We start from the raw sequence: 22,306 nt of genomic DNA, 5'->3' as shown, positions 1-22,306 counted from the left end.
CGCCTGCCGCCCTGCCCCGCGGGCAAGCCGGCCCCCTTCTGACGCCGCGCACCGCGCCCGTTCCAGGCCCCGGGCGGGCTGCCGTCCCGGCGGCTGCCCGGCCGTCGCGCGCCCCCGGGCCAGGCTCTTGTCGTCCGGGTTCATGCCCGCGGTGTGCCGTGTGCGGTGGCCGGATCACCGGAGGTGTGAGGCGTGTGCTGCGGCTTCCGGGGTGCCGTGCGCCGGGGCCCGCTCATGTTTCCGTGAAGTTACGCCACCACCGGACCGTCCCGCGGCGCTCTGGCCAGGGGGTGGGCGCCGTGGCCGAGGTGTTCCGCCGCCCCCGCTCCGACCAGCCGAATCCCGTATGTCGGAAGGCTTGTTCCGCTTCTTGGCATGGTTCTAGGGTCGGGCCACCCGGCGCGGTCGACCTCGTACGCCGGTGATTTCCGGCTCCGTCACGTGCGCGGCACACCCGCTGCTGCCCGTGCGCGGATGCCTCTGGAGCAATGGGCAGTCGGATACGGACGGAAAGCAGGCGAGCGGGTTGGCGAACGACGAGCGGCGGGATCCCTCCAACGGGGACCAGCGGAATCCCTCCCATGGGGATCAGCGGAATGCCTCCGACGAGGGCGGGCGGAATCCAGTACGGGAACCGTCCGGCGGGCAGCAGCAGGGCCGGGGGCCGGTCACCGGGCGGGGCGGGGGGCAGGACGGTGTCGGGCGGCGCGGATTCCTCGCCGGGGTCGGACTGACCGGCGCGGGCGGGCTCCTCGGGGCGTCCATGGCCGCCGGTCCGAGCGCCTCCGCGGAACCTCGCGGGAACACCCCGGCCGGGGGCACGGCCCACGCGGCCCCCGCCGCGGCACACAGCACGGATTCCCGGGCAGGCGACACACGCACGTTCCGGCCCGACCAGCTCTCGGGCAAGCGCATGCTGCTCGTACCCGAACTGCTGCTCCTCGCGGACGGGCCGGTACGGGGACAGGCCGTCCTGGTGGAGTCCGGGAAATTCCGGGAGACAGGTCCGGCCGAGCGACTCATCGCCGCCCACCACGACCTGCACCCCGTCCGTCTCGACGGGCACCTTCTGATGCCGGGCTTCATCGACGCCCACCACCATCTGACCCAGAGCTTCGGCAAGGCCAAGTCGTTCGGGCAGCCTTCGGAGATCTTCAAGACGATCTGGGAACCGCTGGAGCACGCGCTGGACGAGGACACCGCCTACCTCGCGGCGAAACTGGCCGCGCTGGAAGCGCTGCGCGGCGGCTTCACCACCGTCGCCGACGCGGGGACCCGGGCTCCCGTCGATGTCGCGGCGCTGGCCAAGGGCACCGAGGAAGCCGGGATCCGCTGTGTGCTCTCCAAGATCGTCTCCGATGGGAAGGGTGGCCCCGCGCACCTCGGGCGGTGGGGCGGCCACCCGCTGATCCACCCCTCCCTGGCCATCGCAGTCCCCGAGGACGCGACGGCCGCGGTCATCAAGAAGACCGCGGACATGTGCGCGGAAGCCGGTGCGGTGTTCCAGATCCATGTCAACGAACATCTCGCCTCCGTGGAACGCTCGTTGAAGAGCGTGGGCCGGCGCCCCATCGACTATCTGCACCACATCGGCGCACTCGGCCCGCACCTCCTCGGTGCGCACGCCACACTGACCACCCCCACCGAGATGCGTCAGCTCGCGGACTCCGGATCGGCCGTCAGCTACAACCCGGTGGCCAGCGCCTGGAAGGGCAACGCTGTCGCACAGGCCACCATGATGGCCGCCATGGACGTGCGGTTCGGTACGGGAACCGACGGCACCCGTGGCGACGGGTTCCGGCTCGTCGACGCGGCGGAGTCCGCGCAGCGGCTGACGTCAGGACTGGCGACGGGAGACTCCTCGTGCGGCGCCGGACGGCTCTGGCTCGACCACGCCACCAGGCTGAGCGCCGACGCCGTCGGGCTGAGCAAGGTGACCGGTGAGATCGCCGTCGGCAAGGCAGCCGACTTCCTCGTCGTGGACGTGAACGTCCCCGAACTCACCCCGTCCTTCGACCTTCGCTGGGAATTGGTCCGCCTCTCGAACCGGGACCAGATCACCGCGGTCGTCGTGGACGGCCGGCTGCGCCTGTGGGACGGCTGGCCGCAGGACTGGGACGGCCGCGCGCTGGTGGCCAGGGCCGCCGAGGTGGGCCCCCAGGTGGTACGCCGCGCCAAGCTGCAGTGGGTCAAACCGACATAGGGGGAGAGGGGCGTGGGGCTGCGCGACGGTCTCCACCGGTCCCGGTCCCGGTCCCAGCGGTGCGTGCTGGTGGCGGGACCGGGACCTGCCAGACCGGTCAGCCGGAGTGGCGCAGCGTGATGTGCGGTTCGAAGGTGTCCAGGAGCAGTTCCCGCATACGCTCCACCGGCATCTCCGCACTGCCCGACAGCATCTGGATCGCCAGCCCGTCAACCAGGCTGGTGAAACGGCTGGTCAGAGCTTCGGGGTCGGCGTCGGGGGCCAGGCCTTCGCGCTGGCAGTGCCGGATGAGGCCGAGCACGGTCCCGCGCCAGCGCGAGTAGGCAGCCCGCTGTGCCTCGCGCAGCGAGGGCTCCAGCATGGCGGCCGTCCACGACTGGATCCACACCGACCACTCGTCGATGTCCTCCCTGCTGCTGGGCAGTTGGACCTCGACCAGCCTGCGCAGCATCTCCACCGGGTCGCCGACCTGCTCGAACTCGCTCTGCAACCGGGCGTGCAGCCGGTCGGCGCAGTAGCTCAGCGCGGCCCGCAGCGCGCCGTTCTTCGCCGGGAAGTGGTAGTGCACGGTGCCGGTACTGGTACCGCACTCCCGGGCGATGTCGGCGACCCGTACGGCGTGGATGCCCCGGCGGGCGATCAGCCGCGCGGTGGCTTCGAGGATCTGGACACGTCGTACATCGGCGTCCAGCGACTCGGCCCGCCGCCGTGCGCCCCCCGCGGCGGCACGCGCCAGGGCCGCAGGCTCGCGGCCGCTGCCCGTCGCCAGATACCGCACCGGCACCTTGCCGACCCGGGCGATGGCGGCGAGCTCGTGGTCCTGGAGCCTGCGGGTGCCGCGCAGCGCCTTCGACAGCGCTGTGGGGTCCATCCCGATGAGACCGGCGAACTCGCGCTGGCTGACGTCGGCGGCGAGCACCACCCGGCGCGCCCGGTCGGCCGCCGTCTCCGGGGGCCGGTCAGGTTCCTGGGCCCGGGAGCCGGCCGGATTCGCGGTTGTCTGAGTCTCCTTCGCCATGGCGGGCCCCATTATGCTCGACCGGCCGCACCCGGCGGAATGCCGGGCCGGGACGTCAGCCGTGCTTCTCCGCGAGGCCGGCGGTGGGAACGGCGATGGCCCCCGCGATCTCGTCGGCGGCGCGGTATCCGGACGCGATGGCCCCGTCGATGTAGCCGTTCCAGACCGTCGCGGTCTCGGTTCCGGCCCAGTGCACGGCGCCGGTCGGCTCCCGCCAGCCGTGCTCCCCGTAGCCGCTCCAGCCGCCGGGGGTCACGTACGCCGCGTAGCCGCCCCGGGCGAACTCGTCGTCCTCCCACAGGGTTTCGGTGTAGTCGACCGGCCGCTCCGCACGCTCGCCCACCACGGCGCGGAGGCTGCCGAGTACGGTCGTGCGGCGCTGCTCCTCGTCCAGCCCGGCCCAGGAACCGGCCCGGTCCCCGTAGACGAAGGCCACGAGGACACCCGCCGACCCGTCCTCGGGGGAGTTGTCGAAGACGACGCCGACCGGCAGCGAACCGTAGAGCGTCGCGATGCCGGACAGACCGTCCGCCCGCCAGAACGGTTCGGAGTACACAGCATGGATCTTGGCCACCCGCCCCATGGGGCTGTGCGCGATCCAGCCCGAGCGGGGCTCCGGAAGCGCGGGGCTGAAAGTGATCGAGCGGGCCGCCGGCGGTGGCAGGGCCACGACCGCGCGGCGGGCCTCCACGACCGCACCGGAAGCGGTACGCACCCGGACTCCGGACCCGTGCTGCTCCACACCGCACACCCGCTCGCCCAGCCGGATCCGGTCGCCGAGCAGCTCCGCGACGGCGCGCGCCGGCCCGGCGGCGCCCGTGGCGAACCGCCCGTCCTGGGCGCAGCCCCCGGTCTCCATGAGCTGCTCGTAACTCCCCGCGGCCCGGATGTAGAACAGCACGTGGAACAGTGAGATCTCGCGCGGTTCGGCACACCACACGCCCTGTACGGCGAGGGCCAGGCGGACCAGGGCGTCCGGGTCCGCGGTCTGTTCGCGGAAGAACGACTCTGCGCTCAGACCGTCCCACTCCGTGAAGTGCGGTGTCAGCCAGGGCTGTTCGGGGTCGACGGTCAGTGCCAGGTCGTCCAGCAGTGCGGTGATCCGGAGGTACTCGGCGATTCCGGGGCCCGAGGCCGGTGCGGCGCCCGCATATCCGACGCGTGACCCGTCGTGCCAGACCTCGATGTGCTGTCCGGTCTCCCAGGTGGGGAAGGTCCGGCAGCCGAAGCGTTCGGCCAGCGCCAGCAGGTGCTTCTGCGTCGGGCCCACCCACTGGCCACCGTGGTCCACCACGGGGCCCGATGGCCGCTCCTCGCTCAGCACCCGGCCGCCGACGCGGGAGGAGGCTTCGAGTACGACGACGCCGAGGCCCTGCTCGTGCAGTCGGAGCGCGGCGCTGAGCCCCGCGTAGCCGGCGCCGATGACGACGGCGTCCGTCATCACGGGCCGGGCCACGCCCGGGGCGTCCGGGGAGCGTTCGTCCGGGGCGCGGTGCGCCGGGGTGGGTGGGGCCGACGCAGGGGCCGGCATGGGGGCCGACGTGGGATCGGTCCGTGCGGGCTCGGTCTGCGCGGGTTCGGTCTGCTCGGTTTCGGTCTGTGACCTCATGGGGGAGAGCGTGGAGCAAGACTGAACTGTCAGTCAACCATTGCGATCAACTTTGTCCGCACCCCTTGACGGAGGTTCCGGCATCAGCAATGGTGACGCACCAATCAGTATTGCGACTCCGTACTCAGCGACCCTGCACCCCACGACCCCGCACCCCACAACACCCCACGACTCCACCACTGCCGCGAAGGCCGCCCCGGGTGCTCCTGCGCGCTGTACATCCCGGCCGGTCCTCCACTCCGTGAGCAAGAGGAGCATCCATGGCAACCACCGAGCAGACCGAGCCGACCGGCTCGGCCGAAGTCCAGTCCAAGGGGCTGCGGCCCGGGGCACTGGGCATGGTCACCAGCCTGATCCTGGCGACGGCATCGGCCGCCCCCGCCTACAGTCTTGCCGCTACGCTGGCCTTCGTCGTCGCGGCCGTCGGCTTCCAGGCGCCGGCGGTCGTGGTGCTGGCCTTCGTACCGATCCTGTTCGTGTCCTTCGGCTACGCGGCGCTCAACCGCTCCGACCCCGACTGCGGAACGATCTTCACCTGGGCCAGCCGCTCGCTGGGCCCGCGCACCGGCTTCATGGGCGGCTGGGCGATCATCGCCTCGTTCGTCCTGGTCATGGGAAGCCTCGCGCAGGTGGCCGGCCAGTACGTGTTCCTGCTGTTCGGTGCGCACGGCATCGGCGAGGACCCGTCGAGCCCCTGGGTGCTGGCCGTCGGTCTGGGCTGGATCGCCCTGATGACCGCAGTCTGCTACCGCGGCATCGAGGTCGCGGCCGCCGTCCAGCGGGCGCTGCTCTTCCTGGAGTTCGCCATGCTGGTGGTGTTCTCCGTCGTCGCGCTCGTCCGTGTCTACACCGGCCACGCGGGCGCCGGCGCCCGGCATCCGCAGCTGTCGTGGCTCGACCCGTTCGCGATCTCCTCACCGAGCGCCTTCGCCAGTGGCCTGGTGCTGATGCTGTTCATCTACTGGGGCTGGGAGACCGCTCTCACGGTCAACGAGGAGACGGCCGACCGCCGTCGGACGCCGGGCCGGGCCGCCACCCTGTCGACCCTGCTGCTGCTGGCGCTCTACCTCGGGGCCACGTACGCGACCGTCTCGTTCGCCGGTATCGGCACGACCGGCAACGGCCTGGCCAATCCCGACCACTCGGGCGACGTCTTCTCCGCCCTCGGCGGCGCCGTGTTCGGCACCACCGGCTTCGGCTCGGTGATGTGGCACCTCATGGTCCTGATGGTGCTGTCCTCGGCTGCCGCGTCGACCGAGACGACCGTACTCACCCTCGGGCGCACCATGCTGGCCATGGCGAGGCACCGGGCGCTGCCCGGCTCACTCGGCACCGTGCACCCCCGCTTCTCCGTCCCGAAGGCCGGGACGATCGCCACCGGTGTGGCCGGCGGAGTGGTCTACCTGGCGATGAACTTCCTGGCCCACGGGCATGTGATCGGCGACGCCGTCTCCTCCTGCGGGCTGATGATCGCCCTCTACTACGGCCTCACCGGGATCACCTCCGCCTGGGCCCACCGGCGTGCGGTCCGCCGGAGCGCCGGCGAACTGTGGCTGCGGGTGGTCCTGCCGGCCATCGGCGGGCTGACCCTCGTGGCAGCCGGGGTCTGGAGCCTGCGCAATGACTGGAACCCGGACTCCGGCGGCACCTCCTGGACGCTTCCGTTCGCACCGCACTGGCATATCGGCGGTGTCTTCCTCATCGGTGTCGGCGCACTGGCGGTGGGCCTCGTGGTGATGCTCGTCCAGCAGCGCCGCGCGCCGTCCTTCTTCGCCGCCAAGTTGTCGGCTCCCACGCTGACGGAGGCCATGGACGAGCCCTCGCCGGCCGCCGCCGGACGCAGCTGACCGCCCGTCCCTTCCGACCCACCGCCGACCGCTGCCCCGGCAGCGGCCTGCCGGCCCACCACGTACCCGTACCCGTACCGCAGGGAGCCTTCATGCCTTTCGAGATCCGCGACGTCCTGGAACTCAGCACCGAGCAGCGGCAGATCCTCCAGCTCAGCCGCGAATTCGCGGCGAAGGAGATCCGGCCCCGGGCCCGCGAGGTCGACGACGCCCAGACCGAGTCGCCGCTCGACCTGTGGGCCAAGGCGGCCGAGATCGGCCTCGCCTCCTTCATGATCCCCGCCCAGCACGGCGGCGGCGGCATCACCGACATGCTCACCCAGGTCCTGGTGCAGGAGGAGCTGTGCCACGGCGACATCGCCATCGGCAACCTGCTGACCTCCAGCGGGTTCTTCGCCGACCCGATCCTGGAACTGGGCACCGACGAGCAGAAGCAGCGCTGGCTGAGCCCGCTGTGCGGCGACACCCCGCCGCTGACGGCGCTGGCCGTCACCGAACCGGGCCACGGCTCCGACGCCGCCGGCATCCGCGCCCGTGCGGTGCGCGCGGGCACCGGAGCGGACGAGCACTACGTGCTCAACGGGCAGAAGGCGTGGATCTCCAACGCCCCCTACGCCCAGCGCTTCGTCGTCTTCGCCACCGTCGATCCCTCGCTGGGCGCCAAGGGCGTGACCGCGTTCGTGGTCGAACGGGACACCCCCGGCCTGACCGTCGGCAAGCCGATGCGCAAGATGGGCCAGCGGGCGATCGTCAACGCCGAGGTGTTCCTGGAGGACGTACGGGTCCCGGTCGCGGACCGGCTGGGTGACGAGGGCCAGGGCTTCTTCGGCCTGATGCGGACCTTCGACGCCTCCCGCATCCTCATCGCCGCCTCCTGCGCGGGACTGTGCCGAGCCGCCCTCGACTACGCCACCGACTACGCCCGCGACCGGGTGCAGTTCGGCGTACCGATCATCAAGCACCAGGCGGTGGCCTTCCGGCTCGCCGACATGGCCGTACGTACAGATGCGGCGCATCTCTTCGCGGTCAGGGCGGCCCGGCTGTTCGACCGGGGCGAGCGGGTCACCGCCGAGGCCGCCATGGCGAAACTCGTAGGTTCGGAGAACGCGATGGCCAACACCTGGTCCGCGGTGCAGACCCTCGGCGGCTGGGGCTACTCGCAGGAGTACCTCGTCGAGAAGTGGATGCGCGACGCCAAGCTCGAAGAGATCGAGGAAGGCACATCCGACATCCAGCGGCTGGTCGTCTCCCGCTCGCTGGCGAAGGCGGACGGACCGGGACAGCGGGCAGACCGATGACCGGTCTCGACGCCTTCCACGACCCGGCGTCCATCGCCGTGGTCGGTGCCAGCGGTACGCCGACGAAGTGGGGCTACTGGCTCGCCAGGGGTGCCCTGACCGGAACCGCGCGGCGCACCGTGCACCTGGTGAACGCCCGGGGAGGCGCAGTCCTCGGACAGGAAACGGCGCGTTCGCTGCGAGAGTTGCCCGACGCTCCCGAACTCGTCGCCTTCGCCGTACCGGGCCCCGCACTCGGCGCCGCCGTGGACGAGGCACTGGCGCTGGGCGCACGCGGCCTGCTGGCCATCACCGCCGGAGTCGAGGACGAGCGCGGGCTCGCCGCCCGGGTCCGCGCGGCCGGTGCCCGGCTGATCGGGCCCAACTGCCTCGGCATCTACGACGCGTCCGCCGAACTCGACCTGGTCTGGGGGCAGTTCAGGCCGGGCTCGCTGGCGATCGTCTCACAGAGCGGCCAGCTCGGACTGGAGCTCGCGGGCCTCGCCGCCGACGCCGGACTGGGGATCTCCCGGTTCGTCTCCGTGGGCAGCCAGGCGGACGTCACGGCCCACGAAGTCCTCACCGACCTCGCAGGCCACGATGCCACCCGGCTCGTCGCTCTCTATCTGGAGAGCTTCGGCGACGGACGCGCACTGATCGCCGCCCTCACCGCACTGCGCCGGGCCGGAAAACCCGTACTGCTGCTGACCGTCGGCGCCAGCGACGCCGGCCGGCAGGCCGCCCGGTCGCACACCGGGGCGATGACCACCGCCACGGACATCGTGGACGCCGCCTGCGAGACAGCAGGCGCGGTGCGGGCCGAGACGCCCGCGCGTCTGATCGCCGCCGCTCAGCTCCTCGTCCGGGCACCGCGCCCCACCGGGCGGCGCGTCGTCGTCGTGACCGACAGCGGCGGACAGGGCGCACTCGCCGTCGACCTCGCCTCGCGCGCCGGACTGCTGGTGGAGCCACTGCCGCCCCCGACCCGGAACGCCATCGCGGCCGGCCTGCCACCGCAGGCCGCCACCGCCAACCCGGTCGACCTGGCCGGCGGCGGCGAACAGGACCTGCGTACGTACGGCCGGGTCGTGGACCTGGTGGCCGCGTCGGGCGGCGCCGACGCCGTCCTGATGAGCGGATACTTCGGCAGTTACGGCCGCGACATCCCGGCGCACCAGGAACGGGAGACCGAAGTCGCCCTGGAGCTGGCCCGTTCGGCCGTCCGGCACGGGCTGCCGGTGCTGGTGCACTCGATGGCCCGGTCCACCACGACCACCGAGGCCCTGCGTGCGGCGGGTGTGCCCACCTACGAGGACATCGAGACGGCCGTCGGCGCACTGGGCACGGCGGCCCGCCTCGCCGAACGGGGCCTGGCGGATGTACGTACGTCCTCCGGCGCGGAAGTACGTACCCCCCAGGCCGCGGGCGGGCGCCCGGGCGGTCGACCTGGCGGGCTCCCCACCGCCGCGCCGACCGCCTTCGGCTACCTCGCGGCCCGCGATCTGCTCGCCGGTGCCGGCATCGCGTTCCCACCCGCCCTCGCCGTCACCGACCTGGCCGAACTGCGGCATGCGGCAACCCGGTTGACTGCTCCGTACGTCCTCAAGGCGGACTGGCTTGAGCACAAGAGCGAGCACGGTGGTGTGGCGGTCGGTCTCGGTGACGCCATCGCGCTGGAATCCTCCTACATGGAGATGTCCCTGCGCCTGGGCCCCGGCCGGTACGTCGTCGAAGAGCTGGACCGCCGCCCGCACGTCGTCGAAATGGTGGTCGCCACCCGCCGCGATCCGTCGTTCGGGCCGGTGGTCGTCGTCGGCGCGGGCGGAACCGAGACGGAACTCTGGCGCGACAGCGTTCTCGCTCTCGCACCCTGCACCCACGAGGACGCGCTGAGTCTGATCGCGCGGCTGCGCTGCGCGCCGCTGCTGAACGGCTGGCGTGGCCGCCCCCCGGCCGACACCGGGGCGCTCGCCGACACGGTCGTCCGGCTCTCCCGGCTGGCCGCCACGCGGCCCGACCTGCTGGAGATCGAACTCAATCCCGTCCGCGTCGCCCCTGCCGGCCTGCTGGCCGTCGACGCACTGATCACCCTCACCGCTGCCGCCCCTGCCGGCGAGATCGCCGCCGGCGACAGCTCCACCGGTGAAACCCTCCGGTGAAACCCGCACCCAAGGAGCACTGCCCCGTGAGCCCTTCCCCCGTGAACACTCCCGCCACGAAGAATTCCCCCGCTGAACTCGCGGGCCGGGTCGCCGTCGTCACCGGCGGCGGTTCCGGAATCGGCCGCGCCATCGCCCTGCGCTATGCCGCGGCGGGCGGAACCGTCGCGGTAATCGGCCGGCGCCCCGAGGCACTGGAGGAGACCGCGCGCCTCGCACGGGAGTCCGGCGGCACAGTGGAAACAGCCCCGGTCGACGTCCGCGACGCCGACGCGCTGACGTCCGCGATCGACGCGGTCGCCGCCCGGCACGGGCGCCTGGACGCGCTGGTCAACAACGCCGCAGGGAACTTCGTCGTACCCGCGGAGGACCTGTCCCCGAACGGCTGGCGCGCCGTGGTCGACATCGTCCTCAACGGCACCTTCTTCGCCACCCGGGCCGCCGCGCAGCACATGCTCGGTGCGGGGGACGGGGCGATCGTCAACGTGATCGCCAGCTATGCCTGGCACGGCCACCCCGGCACCGTCCACAGCGCGGCGGCCAAGGGCGGGGTGCTGGCGATGACCCGCACCCTCGCCGCCGAGTGGGGCGCGCGCGGTGTGCGGGTCAACTGCATCGCGCCCGGCCCGACGGAGACGGAGGGCGCGGGCGCCGCGCTGTGGCCCACGCCGGAGGCCCGTGCCCGGGTGCTCGACAGCGTTCCGGCCGGGCGCTTCACCACACCGGATGAGGTCGCCGAGGCCGCACTCTTCCTGCTGGAGGAACGCTCGCGCTACATCACCGGTACGACGATGGTGATCGACGGCGGCCAGTGGCTGGGCCGCCAGGTCTACGGCTGACGTGGGCTGCTCCACGGCTGACGTGGTCTGCGGCTGATGTCGTCCGAGGCGGCAGATCTCACACGCGGTCCGACGGCCGGTCGAGGGCGTTGTCCACGAGGATCCGTGCCCATGCGGAGTCCAGCGGGCCGGGGCGGAACAGGATCCGGTACATCATCGGGGCGACGACGCGGTCGACGACCTGCTCCGTGTCCGGTACGGCCTCGCCGCGTTCCGATGCCCGGCCGAGCATGATGTCGATCTGATCCGCCGCGTAGGCCGAGCACTGCCCCGCATTGCTGCCGTCCGGATCCCCCAGGAGCGCGTCCCGGATGTACGCCCGCCCCGGCGGGGAAGCCATCTCCTCCAGGAACTGCTCGGCCCATGTGCCCAGGTCCGCGCGCAGGGTGCCGAGATCGGACGGGGGCGCCTCGGGGCGCAATCGCTCGACAGCGACGTCGGAGAGGAGTTCCTGCAGGTCGCCCCATCTGCGGTACACGGTCGACGGTGTCACGCCGGCACGGGCCGCCACGAGGGGGACGGTGAGTGCGTCCCGCCCCTGCTCGGCTTCCAGTTCACGGACGGCCGCGTGGACGGACTCCTGTACGCGGGCGCTGCGCCCTCCGGGGCGAACCATGGGCTTGGGGCTCATGGCATCCACCTTAATGCAAAATTATTGCTTCAAGGGCGGTCTCTCACGTCTCTCCACCGGGCCCCTCCGGCAGCCCGTGGACTCCGCAGAACAGGGGGCGCGCCCCGTCGCCAGCGAGAGCGGGGCGTTCAGCCGGCGACCGGGGCGAGCGATCGCGTTCCGGTCTGCGCCCGTTCGTAGGCTCGTCCGGCGCGCAGCACGGTGGCCTCGCCCAGCGGACGTCCCATCAGCTGCATGCCGATCGGCAGGCCCGTGCGGTCGAGGCCGACGGGCAGGGTCAGCGCCGGGACCCCGGTGATGTTGGCCGGCGCGGAGAGGCGGACGTAACTGTCGGAGACGGCCTCGACCGTGCCGTCCGCCCACTCGACACTGTCCTGGCCCGCCCTGGCGGCCGTCATCGGCACGGCCGGAGCCGCTATCAGGTCGACCGTGCCAAGCATCCGCGCCCACGCGTCGCGCATCAGGGTCCGTGCACGCTGGGCGCGCAGATAGTCGCCGGCCGGGACGAACTCCCCGGCCTCCAGCAGAACGCGGACGTCCGGCCCGTACCGCTCGGGCATGGACCGCAGTGTGCGCTCGTGGTAGGCGGTTGCCTCGGGAACCATCAGGCCCCACTGGATCGCCTGGACGTATCGCGCCATCGGGATCTCGACCTCGACGAGTTCCGCGCCCAGTTCCTGAAGCTGCCCGATGGCGCGCCGTACCGCCACGTCGATCTCGGGGGAGACCCGGTCGAAGTAGTAGTTGCTCGGTACGCCCACCCGCAGCCCCGACAAGTCCCCTTCCTCTTCGGGCAGTTCACCGATCGGAGCGGCGGTCAGGCTCGCCGGGTCACGCGGGTCGTGTCCCGCCAACGCGGACAGGACCAGCGCCGCGTCCCGCACCGTGCGGGTGATGGGGCCGACGTGGTCGAGGGACCAGGACAGTGAGGTCACGCCGTGCCGGGAGACCAGGCCGTACGTGGGCTTCAGTCCGACCACGCCGTTCAGTGCCGCGGGAACCCGGATCGAACCGCCGGTGTCGGTACCGAGGGCGAAGGTGGCCTCGCCGGCAGCGACGGCCACGGCCGAGCCGCCGCTCGACCCGCCGGCGACGCGGTCGTGGTCCCAGGCGTTCTTGGTCTGGGGTGTCGTCAGTCCGTAGGCGAATTCATGTGTGTGGGTCTTGCCCAGCAGGATCGCGCCCGCCGCGGCCAGACGCGATGCGACGGCGCTGTCTCCGTCCGCCACGTGGCCCGACCTGACCCGGGAGCTTGCTGTTGTCGCCATTCCCTTGGTGTCGATCATGTCCTTGAGCCCCATGGGGATGCCGTGCAGCGGGCCGAGCGGCTGCCCTGCCGTGATCTCCCGCTCCGCCTGGGCGGCCGCTCGGCGCGCGGCATCGGCGGTGACCGTGACGTAGGCCTGGAGCCGTTCCTCGACAGCGCCGATACGGTCGAGGACCGACTCGGTCAGCTCGACCGGGGACAGCTCGCGCGTGCGTACTGCGCGAGCCGCTTCAGTGAGTGACAGCTCAAAGGGCCGCATGGAGGTCCTCCTGAACAACGGCCTTGTAGGAAGTCGCGGGAGGCGTGTCCTCGAAGTCGAGCTCGCGCAGTGTGGCGACAACGGCCTGGATGTGGTGGGCGGTCGCGGCCACTTCCGCAGGACGTTCGCCCTCCAGGGCGCGCCCCGCGCGGCGCGCCCCACGGGCCGCCTCCCGCGGGTCGAGTTCGGTGTTCATGTGGGCTCTCCCAGGCGTTCGTGTCACGCATGCCGGACCTGCGGGCCGATACCGCGACCAATCAAAAAGCTAATGGTTTGCTTTAGGGGACGGTAGGGCCTACGGTGAGTTAACGCAAATCCGTTGCTTTTAGTGCGGAGGTGACAACGGGCGCCGGCCGAGTGCCCTCTTCCCATGGCTGCCCGAGCACCACTCATGCCGTGACTCACCACAAGTAAAGGAACACCTCATGCCCACCCCCTCGAAGTCCGGCGCCACCGGTACCCCGTCATGGAGCGTGGGTGACCTCACCGTCCGGCGCATCGACGAAGTGCGCCTTCCCGCACCGACCGGCCCCTGGCTGCTCCCCGGGGCGACGCCCGAAGTGGTGGCCCAAGCCCCCTGGTTGCAGCCGGACTTTGCCGACCACGACGGCATCCTGCGGCTGGCGAGCCACAGCTTCGCGTTCGAGGTGAACGGGATGCGGGTGCTCGTCGACACCGGCATCGGCAATGGCAAGCAGCGGGCCAATCCGGCCTGGGACAACCTGGACACCCGCTATCTGGAGCGTCTTACGGGCGCCGGATTCGCCCCGGAGACGGTGGACCTCGTCATCCTCACCCATCTCCACACCGACCACGTCGGCTGGAACACCCGCTCTGATGGGGCCAGTTGGGTTCCGACCTTCCCCCACGCCCGTTACGTCAGCGCTCGCGCGGAGTGGGACTACTGGGCAGGTGCCGACATGGAGGAGGCCCGGCGCCAGATGTTCCGGGACTCGGTGGATCCCGTCGAGGAGGCAGGGCTGCTGGATCTCGTACACGTCCCGTACGAGGGCGCGGTCATCGCGCCGGGCGTCCGGCTGCTGCCCACCCCCGGCCACACGCCGGGCCAGGTGGCGGTCGAGCTGCGCAGCCAGGGGGAGGCCGCGCTCATCACCGGAGACTGCATCCATCACCCCGTGCAGATGCTCGACCCCAACCTGGGCAGCTGTGTCGATATCGATCCCGAGCTCGCGGTCAGGACGCGTCAGCGGATCCTCGGCTCACTGGCCGGTACCCGGACCTTGCTCCTCGGCAGCCACTTCCCGCCGCCCACAGCCGGCCATGTGGTCGCCCAGGGCGACTCCTACCGGTTGGTCTGATCGCGGCCCCTGCGTCGGGCGGCGGCTGGGTGTTTGCCGTGAACTACCACGGCCTCGGCCGCACCGGCCCTACCCCCGCCGACCTGCGTCAACGCTGCCCGCTTCCGGTGGGCTGTCCGTGGTGGGCAGGACCATGGTGTGCTCCGGGGGTGTGTCCGAAGGTCCGGTGGAAGACATCGATGAACGCACTGGCGGATGACCAGCCGCACTGATGGGCCGTTGTGGTGACCGGGGTGTTGTCGGCGAGGAGGACCAGGGCGTGATGGAGACGCAGTTGGGTGCGCCACTGGGGGAAGGTCATGTCGAGATCTGCCCGGAACAGCCGGGACAGCGTGCGGCTGCTGGCACCGATGTGCCGGCCGAGCTGGGTGAGCGAGCGGTTGTCGCCGGGATTGGCCTTCAACAGGCCGCACAAGTCCTGGAGTTGCGGGGCTGTGGGCGTCGGCAGATGAAGTGGCTGATGGGGTGAGACACACAGCTGATCCAGTAGCACGGCGCGCAGCCGGGCACGCTGGGGACTGTCGTCGAGGGGGGTTTCGGTGTACGCGAGGATGAGTTCACGCAGGAGGGGCCCGACGGCGAGCACGGTCGGCTTCTCAAGCCCGATCGGATCGTCGCCCGTCTCCAGGCCGACGAGGTGCATCTCCAGGTTCCCGTGGGCCTGGTGGGCGTGGACCGTCCCGGCGGGAATCCAGATGGCACGGGTGGCAGGCGCGACCCAGGTCCCCGTACTGGCCGTCACGCTCAGCACACCCCGGCTCGCGTACACGATCTGATGGTCGTCGTGCCGGTGCGCGTCGATCTCCGACCCGGTCGCCAGTCTCTGGGTCCGGGTGGGTGCGATGGGCTCATGGCGGATTTCCAGCACAAGTCAGGACTCTATGGGAAGTGCGACAGGTGTGCGGTGGCCGGGCATCAGCGCGCAGTGCCGGTGGCCATGCCGTCCGAGGAGGCACGTACTCCCGGGGGAGGGCTGCCGGGGACAATGGGCCAGTGACGATCCGAACTGCTCATGCCGCCGAACTGCCGGTCCTCCAGGACATCGAGAGGGCGGCGGGGCGATGCTTCCGCGACATCGGCATGCCGGAAATCGCCGATGACGAACCGCTGTCCCTGGACGAACTGGCGAGCTACCAGCGGGCCCAGCTGGCCTGGGTCGCGGTCGACGAGACCGACGTCCCGGTGGCGTATCTCATCGCCGACCGTGTCGACGGCAACTTTCACATCGAGCAGGTGTCGGTGCACCCGGACAGTGCACGCCGTGGCATCGGACGCTCGCTGCTGGACCATCTGGCGGACCGGGCGGCGTCGGACGGGATCCCCGCCCTGACGCTCACCACCTTCGCCGGGGTTCCGTGGAACGCGCCGTACTACGCACGCTGCGGCTTCCGGCCTCTTGACGAGAGGGAGCTCGGCCGTGGCCTACGGGAAATCCGAGCACGGGAGGCGGCTCACGGCCTCGACCGGTGGCCGCGGTTGTGCATGATCCGCGCCCTCTGACGCACGACGCGCCGGCACCGCGCCCCAGATGCGCGCGGTGCCGGCCGCTGTCACTGCCCGATGCGCGAACGGCGAGCCCTCCGCTGAGCGGTGCTGTGCGGCGGAGCGCCCGGCCGGACGCCCTCGGGTCACGACGGGCGCCCGCCGAACTGCCAGTTGTGCACCTCGACTTCGGCGTACCGGTCCGGGTTCAGGACGGCGCGTGCCGTGTCCGGGTCCGGCGCCCGGACCAACGCCGCCGTGCCCAGCCAGGCGGCACCGTTGTCGGACAGCAGTGGCCCGTAGGCGATCAACTCGTCCCGGTCGGGCGGCAGCGCGAGGTCCGCGGCCTGCCGTGTGCCCAGGCCGAGCACCAGGTACCGGTTGCCGCCGGTCCGGCCGCCGGGGAAGTCCCACATGGTGCGCCCCAGTACGTTGCGCCACCGCCGCAGCAGCACGTCGCGGTACACGCCGGCCTGGTAGTTCGGCTCGTCGAAGGCGAACGCGCGGGCGGCGGCGGGATCGGGCAGGTCGACGATGTGCACGCTTCCGGTGGGTGTGTCGCCGTCGTCGGCGAGGGTCGGCCCCCGGGCGATCAGCTCTTTCGCGTACCGGTCCATGTAGGACCAGTGCTCTTCCGACAACTCGTCGCGCAGCGTTGCAGAGCCGAGCCGGTCGCGGTGATAACAGAGGAACTCCATACCCGAAGGATCTCTTCAAAGAGGTACCGCGTCGAGCGGATTCCCCTGGGACGGCTGCTTGGCAGCATCCTCCCTGAACTTCTCGGAGGCAAGGCGTTCTGCTGTCGGCCGAGGCTGCCGCGGCTCCGGTGGTACGGACGGCAGGGTCGTCACATGAAACCGGTCTTCGTTCTCGTACACAGTCCGTCGGTAGGCCCCTCGACCTGGCACCCTGTGGCCGGACATCTCACATCCGCGGGATACCTGGTACGGGTGCCGTCCCTGCTGCGTATCGGCGTCGGCGCTCCGCCCTTCTGGCCCCGCATCGTCCATGCGGTCCAGGACGACCTCCGGCAGGTCTCGGTCGGCAGGCCCGTCGTCCTGGTGGCACACAGCAACGCAGGTTTGTTTCTCCCGGCGATTCGCGAGGGTCTCGGCCATCGGGTGGCCGGCTCGATCTTCGTCGATGCCGTGCTGCCGGCCCGGACCGGATCCACCCCTGTTGCCACACCCGGGTTGCTGGAGTTCCTCAGACCGATGGCTGTGAACGGCAGGCTGCCGCGCTGGACGGATTGGTGGGACGAGGCAGACGTCGCGCCCATGTTCTCCGACCCGACGGTGCGGCGAACAGTCACTGAGGAACAGCCCACGTTGCCGCTGTCCTATTACGAGCAGAGCATCCCGGTCACCGACGGATGGGACGACCACCCCTGCTCCTACGTACTGTTCGGCCCTGCGTACGACGATGCGGCCGCCGAGGCGCGCGAACGTGGCTGGCGGGTGGCACACCTGCCCGGCGCACACCTCCATCAGACCATCGATCCCGCCGGCACGGCCCGGCTCCTCGCCGAACTGGCCAATACGACGTGATCCGTCTCCAGTTACGTGCCGTGCGGCCTATCGGACGGTCCCGATACCGGCGAGGAAGAGGTCGATGCCGGCGAGGAACTGCTCGCGGTCGTCATGCTCGGACAGCTGCGCCGCCACCTGATGTACGAACGGGTACTCCGCGGGGTCGAGCTGCGTCCACTGTGCGGCGACCGACCCGAGGAATTCCGCCCGGTCAGTAACGTGCGCGTGCAGGCGGGCGTTCGCGGCATTCTGTCCTGCGACGCCGAGGACGTAGTTCAGGAGCGCGGACGCGGAGTCGAACTGCGCCTGTTCTGGGACGCCGAGGGCCTGGAGGCGGCCGCCGATACCTTCGAAGATCTGCGGCATCGCAGACTGCCACGGCTCGCGGGAGAGCTGGGTGCCCACCCAGGGGTGCGCGTCGATCGCGTCGAACACCCCGAGGGCAATGGCCCGGACCGACTCCCGGGGCTCCGCATCACTGACCACGTCGGACATCACCCGGGCGATGACGTCGTTGGTGGTCGCCGCCAGCAGCTCGTTCTTGTTGGCGATGTGCCAGTAGATGGCCCCGGCCCCGGTGGAAAGGCGCGCCGTGAGCGCGCGGAAGGTCAGTGCGCCTTCACCGTCGGCGTCGAGGATCTCGATCGCGGCCTCGATGATGCGCTCTTTCGAGAGCGCGTCCGTGCGCCTTTCGGTCCGCTGAGCCCTGGTCGCCATGGACGCTATTTTGACACATCTGGAATGCTGTTCCAAACTGTCTCTATGGAATAGCGTTCCAGTAGCGTTTCGGATGGAAGGGATCATGATGCCGACACCAGTCACGATCATCGGTGCGGGCTTGGGCGGCCTCGCCCTCGCGCGCGTTCTCCACGTACACGGCATTCCCGCGAGGATCTACGAGGCGGACCCCTCGGCAGAGGCCCGCACACAGGGCGGCCAGCTCGACATTCATGAGCACGACGGGCAACTCGCCCTCGAAGCGGCCGGCCTCACCGACGAGTTCCGGGCGATCATCCATGAAGGCGGCGAGGCTTCGCGCGCGCTCGACCAGCACGGAAAGGTGCTCCTCGACGAACCCGACGACGGCAACGGCGGACGGCCCGAAGTGCTCCGCGGAGACCTGCGTCGCATCCTTCTCGAATCCTTGCCCGCGGAGACGATCCAGTGGGGGAAGAAGCTCACCGGCGTCGCGGCACTGGGCGACGGCCGGCACAGGCTGACGTTCGCGGACGGATCCACCGTCAGCGCCGAGCTCCTCGTCGGCGCGGACGGCGCCTGGTCGAAGGTCAGGCCGCTGCTCTCCGACGCCGTGCCCGAATACGTCGGCACGACGTTCATCGAGACCTACCTGTACGACGTCGACGAACGGCACTCCGCGACGGCCGAGGCAGTCGGCGGCGGCGCAATGTACGCGCTCACCCCGGGGAAGGGGATCACCGCACACCGCGAGGCGGGGAACATCCTTCACACGTACGTCCAGCTGAAGCGCCCCGCCGAGTGGATCGCCGGCATCGACTTCACCGACGCCGCCGCGACTGCGCGACTCGCGGCCGAGTTCGACGGGTGGGCGCCGGAACTCACCGCGCTGATCACCGATGGCGAAACCGCACCGGTCCCACGGATGATCTACGCACTCCCCGACGGGCACCGCTGGGGCCGTACGCCCGGGGTGACGCTCCTCGGGGATGCCGCGCACCTGATGCCGCCGTCCGGGGACGGTGCGAACCTGGCGATGTTCGACGGGGCCGAGCTCGGCAAGGCGATCGCCGCGCACCCCGACCACATCGAGACGGCACTCACCGCATACGAAGAGGAGCTGTTCTCGCGCAGCGAGTCGGCCGCCGCGCAGGCGCACCTGGTCCTGGAGCTCTGCCTCGGTGACGGCGCACCTTTCGGACTCATCGACCTCATCACCGGCGCCCCCGAAGGAGCGCGTGAAGGGGCCGTGCAGTCCTGACCCGCACTGCCGACGACACGGACCCGCGCTCCGGGGCCCGGGGGAGCGCGGCGCTTCGGTGCTTGTCGGTAGGGTTCACGATCATGAGCGTCGAGGTGGAGGTCGTCCGCGAGGCGACTGATGAGGTAGTCGAAGCAGTCACGCGCCTGCTACCCCAACTGTCGAGTACTGCAAGGGCACTTGACCATGAGTCAGTGGTCCGGCTGCTGAGCAGTGATGCCAACACTCTGCTGCTGGCCCGGACCGAGGGCCGAGCGGTCGGCATGCTGACCCTGATCACGTTTCCGTTGCCGTCAGGGCTGCGGGGCCGCATCGAAGATGTCGTGGTCGACGATGCGGCCCGGGGACACGGTGTTGGAGCGGCGTTGACCAGGGAGGCACTGCGCCTGGCCGAAGCAGCTGGGGCGCGGACCGTCGACCTCACCTCGCGGCCGTCTCGACCGGGAGCGAATCGGCTGTACGAACGTCTGGGCTTCCGGAGCCGCGATTCCCGGGTCTACCGGTTCGTTGTGCGGCCACAGGCGTAGTACTCGGAGTGGAAGCGGGCGATGTTGTCGGCGATGTAGTCGACGTGGTCCTCCACAGCGAAGTGGCCTGATTCGAGGCGGTGCATCTCCGCGTTGGGCAGGTCGCGGAGGTAGGCGTCGCCGCCTTCGGGTGTGAAGAAGACATCGCCCTGCCCCCAGAAGATGATGGTCCTGGGCTGGTGTTCGCGCATGGACGCCTGCCAGGTCTCGTACAGCGGCGGATTGGTCCTGTAGTCCTCCAGCAGGTCGAGCTGGATGGCCCTGCGGCCGGGCCGGTCGAGGAAGGTGACGTCCACCGTCCAGTTGTCCGGAGAGATGAGCTCGGGGTTCTTGTGCCCGCTGAGGTAGATCGACTTGACGCCGTCCGTGTGCAGGAACGGCAGCAGCGCGGCCTCGGTCTCCGGAGTGCGCTCCTGCCAGAGCTTGAACCGGATGTCGTCCCACACCTTGGTGAAGCCCTCTTCGTAGGCGTTGGAGTTCTGCACGACCTGCCACTGCAGCCAGTCGGGGTGGCGGCCGATGATCCGGTTGCCGATCGGGCCGCCGAAGTCCTGGTGGTAGAGGCCGAAGGACGTGAAGCCGATCCCGGTCAGCCACTGTTCGACTACCTCGGAGAGGTGGTCGAAGGTGTACGTGAAGTCGTCGGGGGCCTCGGTGTAGCCGGAACCGGGGTAGTCCGGTGCGACGACGTGGAAGCCGCGGTCCGCCAGCGCGGGCAGGAGGTTGCGCCACTGGTGCGAGGAGGACGGGAAGCCGCCCAGGAGGACCAACTTCGGTGCGCCTGGTTCACCGGCCTCGCGGTAGAACACCCGGCACCCGGCCACGTCGATGGTGCGGAAGCTGACGGTCATGGCACTTCACTCCTTGCGGTGTCGTACTCGGCGGGGCCACGTGGCCCGGGGCCGACAGGTGGTTTCAGGCGAGGGGGATGTCGTGTCCGGGGCCGCGCCCGCTTTCGGGGCGGGGGCCGAAGTAACGGCGGTCGGCCTCGTCGATGGGCAGGTCATTGATGCTGGCCTCACGGCGGCGCATCAGCCCGTTGTCGGCGAACTCCCACAACTCGTTGCCGTAGGAACGGAACCACTGGCCTTCGGTGTCGTGCCACTCGTACTGGAAACGGACGGCCACGCGGTTCTCGTGGAAGCTCCACAGGCTCTTGCGCAGTACGTAGTCGAGTTCGCGGTCCCACTTGGCGGTGAGGAACTCGACGATCTCGTCACGGCCGGTAAGGAACGTGTCCCGGTTACGCCAGGCGGAGTCCTCGGTGTAGGCGAGAGCGACCCGGTGCGGATCGCGGGTGTTCCAGGCGTCTTCGGCTGCCTGGACCTTGGCAAGGGCGCCGTCCAGGTCGAAGGGCGGGAAGGGCGGGCGTGCGTCGGTCATGGCAGGGCTGTCCTTCACTGTGCGGTGGGTGGGTCGGTCAGCGGCGGGTTGTCGGGCGCGGCGGTGACGGAGTCGGCTTGCAGCGTCAGTAGCCGGCCGGCGATCAGGTGGTGAGGGGTGAAGTGGACGCGGCGGCCGGTGCGGTCGTCGTCGCCGGGGGTGCCCGGGTCGGTCCACTCCAGGGCGGCCCGGCCGGACAGATGGAGGGTACGGCCGGTGGTGAAGTCGCAGAAGAGCAGTGCGGCGCTGGGGTCGGCCTGGAGATTGCCGAGGGTGTTGAACATGTTGTTGCCCCAGTAGTCGGGCCACCACAGCCGCCCGTCCTCGACCCGGACGAATCCCGGCGGCCCGCCGCGATGCGATGTGTCGTTGCCACGAGCGGGGTGGGAGGTGCCGATCAGGAAGGTGTCGGACCTGCGGATCAGCTCGGCGTCCTCCCGGGTCAGCGCGCTTCCGTGCCGGTCAGGTCCCGCGCTGGTGGCCGGGGCGGGTGCGGTGTGAAGGCGTCGGCTCTGGATGTACTGGGGGCAGTTGCCGTACGCCTGCTCCACAACGATGCGCAGCCCGTCGCTGTCGGTACGGGACAGGGTGCCGTTGACACGCAGGCGTCTGCGGGTGGCGAACTCGACGGTGATCAGCCCCACCGGCCGGCTGTTCAGCAGGTGTTGGAGTGGGTCGCCCTCGGCGGGCAGGGACCGCACGTCGAGCGCAGTCGGTGAGGCGACGTGGAGGAATCCGGGCGGGCCGGTGAGCGGGGAGGTCCACAGTGTGCCGTCGGCGTCGCGTGCGGTGATCGCCGCGAAGGTCTGCTCCGCCAGGAACCGGGTCACGCCGCTGCGCAGTCGGGCGGGGGCCAGCATGCCCGTGAGCCGGGCCGCGTCCCTGCTTACGCCTGCCTGGCGCTGCACCGCCAGCTCACCCTCATGGAAGCCCGAGGTGGTGTTGCCGGTCGCGGTGCCGGGCTCGACGGGGACGGAACCGTTCATGAGAGCAGGCCTCC

General features: G+C 70.7%; 21 protein-coding genes. 10 read left to right on the top strand and 11 right to left on the bottom strand.

What is annotated here, in order from left to right; genetic code table 11:
* Positions 1–913: 913 nt before the first annotated feature.
* Positions 914–2,203, top strand: coding sequence for an amidohydrolase family protein (locus OHB13_RS00795; protein WP_328380189.1), 1,290 nt, complete (start codon positions 914–916; stop codon positions 2,201–2,203).
* A 97-nt stretch (positions 2,204–2,300) separates the two neighbouring features.
* On the opposite strand, the gene OHB13_RS00790 is transcribed toward OHB13_RS00795, so the two are convergent.
* Positions 2,301–3,221, bottom strand: coding sequence for a TetR/AcrR family transcriptional regulator (locus tag OHB13_RS00790; protein ID WP_328374790.1), 921 nt, complete (start codon positions 3,219–3,221; stop codon positions 2,301–2,303).
* A gap of 55 nt (positions 3,222–3,276) precedes the next feature.
* A complete protein-coding gene (locus OHB13_RS00785; RefSeq protein WP_328374788.1) occupies positions 3,277–4,830 on the bottom strand; it encodes a flavin monoamine oxidase family protein in 1,554 nt (517 codons plus the stop codon).
* Positions 4,831–5,090: 260 nt separating this feature from the next.
* Here OHB13_RS00785 and OHB13_RS00780 point away from each other — a divergent pair, with 260 nt between their 5' ends.
* From OHB13_RS00780 to OHB13_RS00765, 4 genes are all read left to right on the top strand, one after another.
* Positions 5,091–6,677, top strand: a complete 1,587-nt coding sequence (locus OHB13_RS00780; RefSeq protein ID WP_328374786.1) for an APC family permease — start codon at positions 5,091–5,093, stop codon at positions 6,675–6,677.
* Positions 6,678–6,769: 92 nt separating this feature from the next.
* On the top strand, positions 6,770–7,975 hold the full coding sequence (locus OHB13_RS00775; RefSeq protein WP_328374784.1) for an acyl-CoA dehydrogenase family protein: 1,206 nt from the start codon (positions 6,770–6,772) through the stop codon (positions 7,973–7,975).
* On the top strand, positions 7,972–10,113 hold the full coding sequence (locus OHB13_RS00770; RefSeq protein WP_328374782.1) for an acetate--CoA ligase family protein: 2,142 nt from the start codon (positions 7,972–7,974) through the stop codon (positions 10,111–10,113). The genes OHB13_RS00775 and OHB13_RS00770 overlap by 4 nt, the downstream gene beginning before the upstream one ends.
* Before the next feature lie 26 nt (positions 10,114–10,139).
* Positions 10,140–10,952 carry an SDR family oxidoreductase gene (locus OHB13_RS00765; protein WP_328374780.1) on the top strand — a complete coding sequence of 271 codons (813 nt, stop codon included), beginning with the start codon at positions 10,140–10,142 and terminating at the stop codon, positions 10,950–10,952.
* Between the two features lie 58 nt (positions 10,953–11,010).
* Here the strand turns inward: OHB13_RS00765 and OHB13_RS00760 are convergent, their stop codons facing one another.
* From OHB13_RS00760 to OHB13_RS00750, 3 genes are all read right to left on the bottom strand, one after another.
* Positions 11,011–11,583 (bottom strand): TetR/AcrR family transcriptional regulator, encoded by a 573-nt coding sequence (locus OHB13_RS00760; protein WP_328374778.1) that lies wholly within the window; start codon positions 11,581–11,583, stop codon positions 11,011–11,013.
* Positions 11,584–11,711: 128 nt separating this feature from the next.
* Positions 11,712–13,109 carry an amidase gene (locus OHB13_RS00755; protein WP_328374777.1) on the bottom strand — a complete coding sequence of 466 codons (1,398 nt, stop codon included), beginning with the start codon at positions 13,107–13,109 and terminating at the stop codon, positions 11,712–11,714.
* Positions 13,096–13,305, bottom strand: coding sequence for a hypothetical protein (locus tag OHB13_RS00750; protein WP_328374775.1), 210 nt, complete (start codon positions 13,303–13,305; stop codon positions 13,096–13,098). The genes OHB13_RS00755 and OHB13_RS00750 overlap by 14 nt, the downstream gene beginning before the upstream one ends.
* A gap of 229 nt (positions 13,306–13,534) precedes the next feature.
* Here OHB13_RS00750 and OHB13_RS00745 point away from each other — a divergent pair, with 229 nt between their 5' ends.
* Positions 13,535–14,428, top strand: coding sequence for an MBL fold metallo-hydrolase (locus OHB13_RS00745; protein ID WP_328374774.1), 894 nt, complete (start codon positions 13,535–13,537; stop codon positions 14,426–14,428).
* 88 nt (positions 14,429–14,516) lie between these two features.
* Here the strand turns inward: OHB13_RS00745 and OHB13_RS00740 are convergent, their stop codons facing one another.
* Positions 14,517–15,296 carry an AraC family transcriptional regulator gene (locus OHB13_RS00740; RefSeq protein WP_328374773.1) on the bottom strand — a complete coding sequence of 260 codons (780 nt, stop codon included), beginning with the start codon at positions 15,294–15,296 and terminating at the stop codon, positions 14,517–14,519.
* A gap of 125 nt (positions 15,297–15,421) precedes the next feature.
* On the opposite strand from OHB13_RS00740, the gene OHB13_RS00735 reads away from it, so the two are divergent.
* Complete coding sequence (locus OHB13_RS00735) at positions 15,422–15,928, top strand: GNAT family N-acetyltransferase (protein ID WP_328374771.1); 507 nt, start codon at positions 15,422–15,424, stop codon at positions 15,926–15,928.
* A gap of 128 nt (positions 15,929–16,056) precedes the next feature.
* On the opposite strand, the gene OHB13_RS00730 is transcribed toward OHB13_RS00735, so the two are convergent.
* On the bottom strand, positions 16,057–16,608 hold the full coding sequence (locus OHB13_RS00730; protein ID WP_328374769.1) for a YciI family protein: 552 nt from the start codon (positions 16,606–16,608) through the stop codon (positions 16,057–16,059).
* A gap of 153 nt (positions 16,609–16,761) precedes the next feature.
* On the opposite strand from OHB13_RS00730, the gene OHB13_RS00725 reads away from it, so the two are divergent.
* Complete coding sequence (locus OHB13_RS00725) at positions 16,762–17,457, top strand: alpha/beta hydrolase (protein ID WP_328374767.1); 696 nt, start codon at positions 16,762–16,764, stop codon at positions 17,455–17,457.
* A 27-nt stretch (positions 17,458–17,484) separates the two neighbouring features.
* Here the strand turns inward: OHB13_RS00725 and OHB13_RS00720 are convergent, their stop codons facing one another.
* The gene (locus OHB13_RS00720; protein WP_328374765.1) at positions 17,485–18,156 is read right to left on the bottom strand and encodes a TetR/AcrR family transcriptional regulator; all 672 of its coding nucleotides are present in this window, start codon (positions 18,154–18,156) and stop codon (positions 17,485–17,487) included.
* Positions 18,157–18,244: 88 nt separating this feature from the next.
* Between OHB13_RS00720 and OHB13_RS00715 the strand changes: the two genes are divergently transcribed.
* Positions 18,245–19,396 carry an FAD-dependent oxidoreductase gene (locus OHB13_RS00715; RefSeq protein ID WP_328380188.1) on the top strand — a complete coding sequence of 384 codons (1,152 nt, stop codon included), beginning with the start codon at positions 18,245–18,247 and terminating at the stop codon, positions 19,394–19,396.
* 83 nt (positions 19,397–19,479) lie between these two features.
* On the top strand, positions 19,480–19,923 hold the full coding sequence (locus OHB13_RS00710; protein WP_328374763.1) for a GNAT family N-acetyltransferase: 444 nt from the start codon (positions 19,480–19,482) through the stop codon (positions 19,921–19,923).
* Here OHB13_RS00710 and OHB13_RS00705 read toward each other — a convergent pair.
* From OHB13_RS00705 to OHB13_RS00695, 3 genes are all read right to left on the bottom strand, one after another.
* Positions 19,893–20,774 (bottom strand): alpha/beta fold hydrolase, encoded by an 882-nt coding sequence (locus tag OHB13_RS00705; protein WP_328374761.1) that lies wholly within the window; start codon positions 20,772–20,774, stop codon positions 19,893–19,895. The two genes, OHB13_RS00710 and OHB13_RS00705, sit on opposite strands and share 31 nt — an antisense overlap.
* 64 nt (positions 20,775–20,838) lie before the next feature.
* On the bottom strand, positions 20,839–21,306 hold the full coding sequence (locus tag OHB13_RS00700) for a nuclear transport factor 2 family protein (RefSeq protein ID WP_328374759.1): 468 nt from the start codon (positions 21,304–21,306) through the stop codon (positions 20,839–20,841).
* 14 nt (positions 21,307–21,320) lie between these two features.
* Positions 21,321–22,292 (bottom strand): pyridoxamine 5'-phosphate oxidase family protein, encoded by a 972-nt coding sequence (locus tag OHB13_RS00695; RefSeq protein WP_328374756.1) that lies wholly within the window; start codon positions 22,290–22,292, stop codon positions 21,321–21,323.
* Positions 22,293–22,306: the final 14 nt, after the last annotated feature.

This window comes from Streptomyces sp. NBC_00440, assembly GCF_036014215.1.
Classification (GTDB): Bacteria; Actinomycetota; Actinomycetes; order Streptomycetales; family Streptomycetaceae; genus Streptomyces.
Note: the sequence above shows the minus strand (reverse complement) of the source record. Positions and strands in the feature narration are given on the sequence as shown.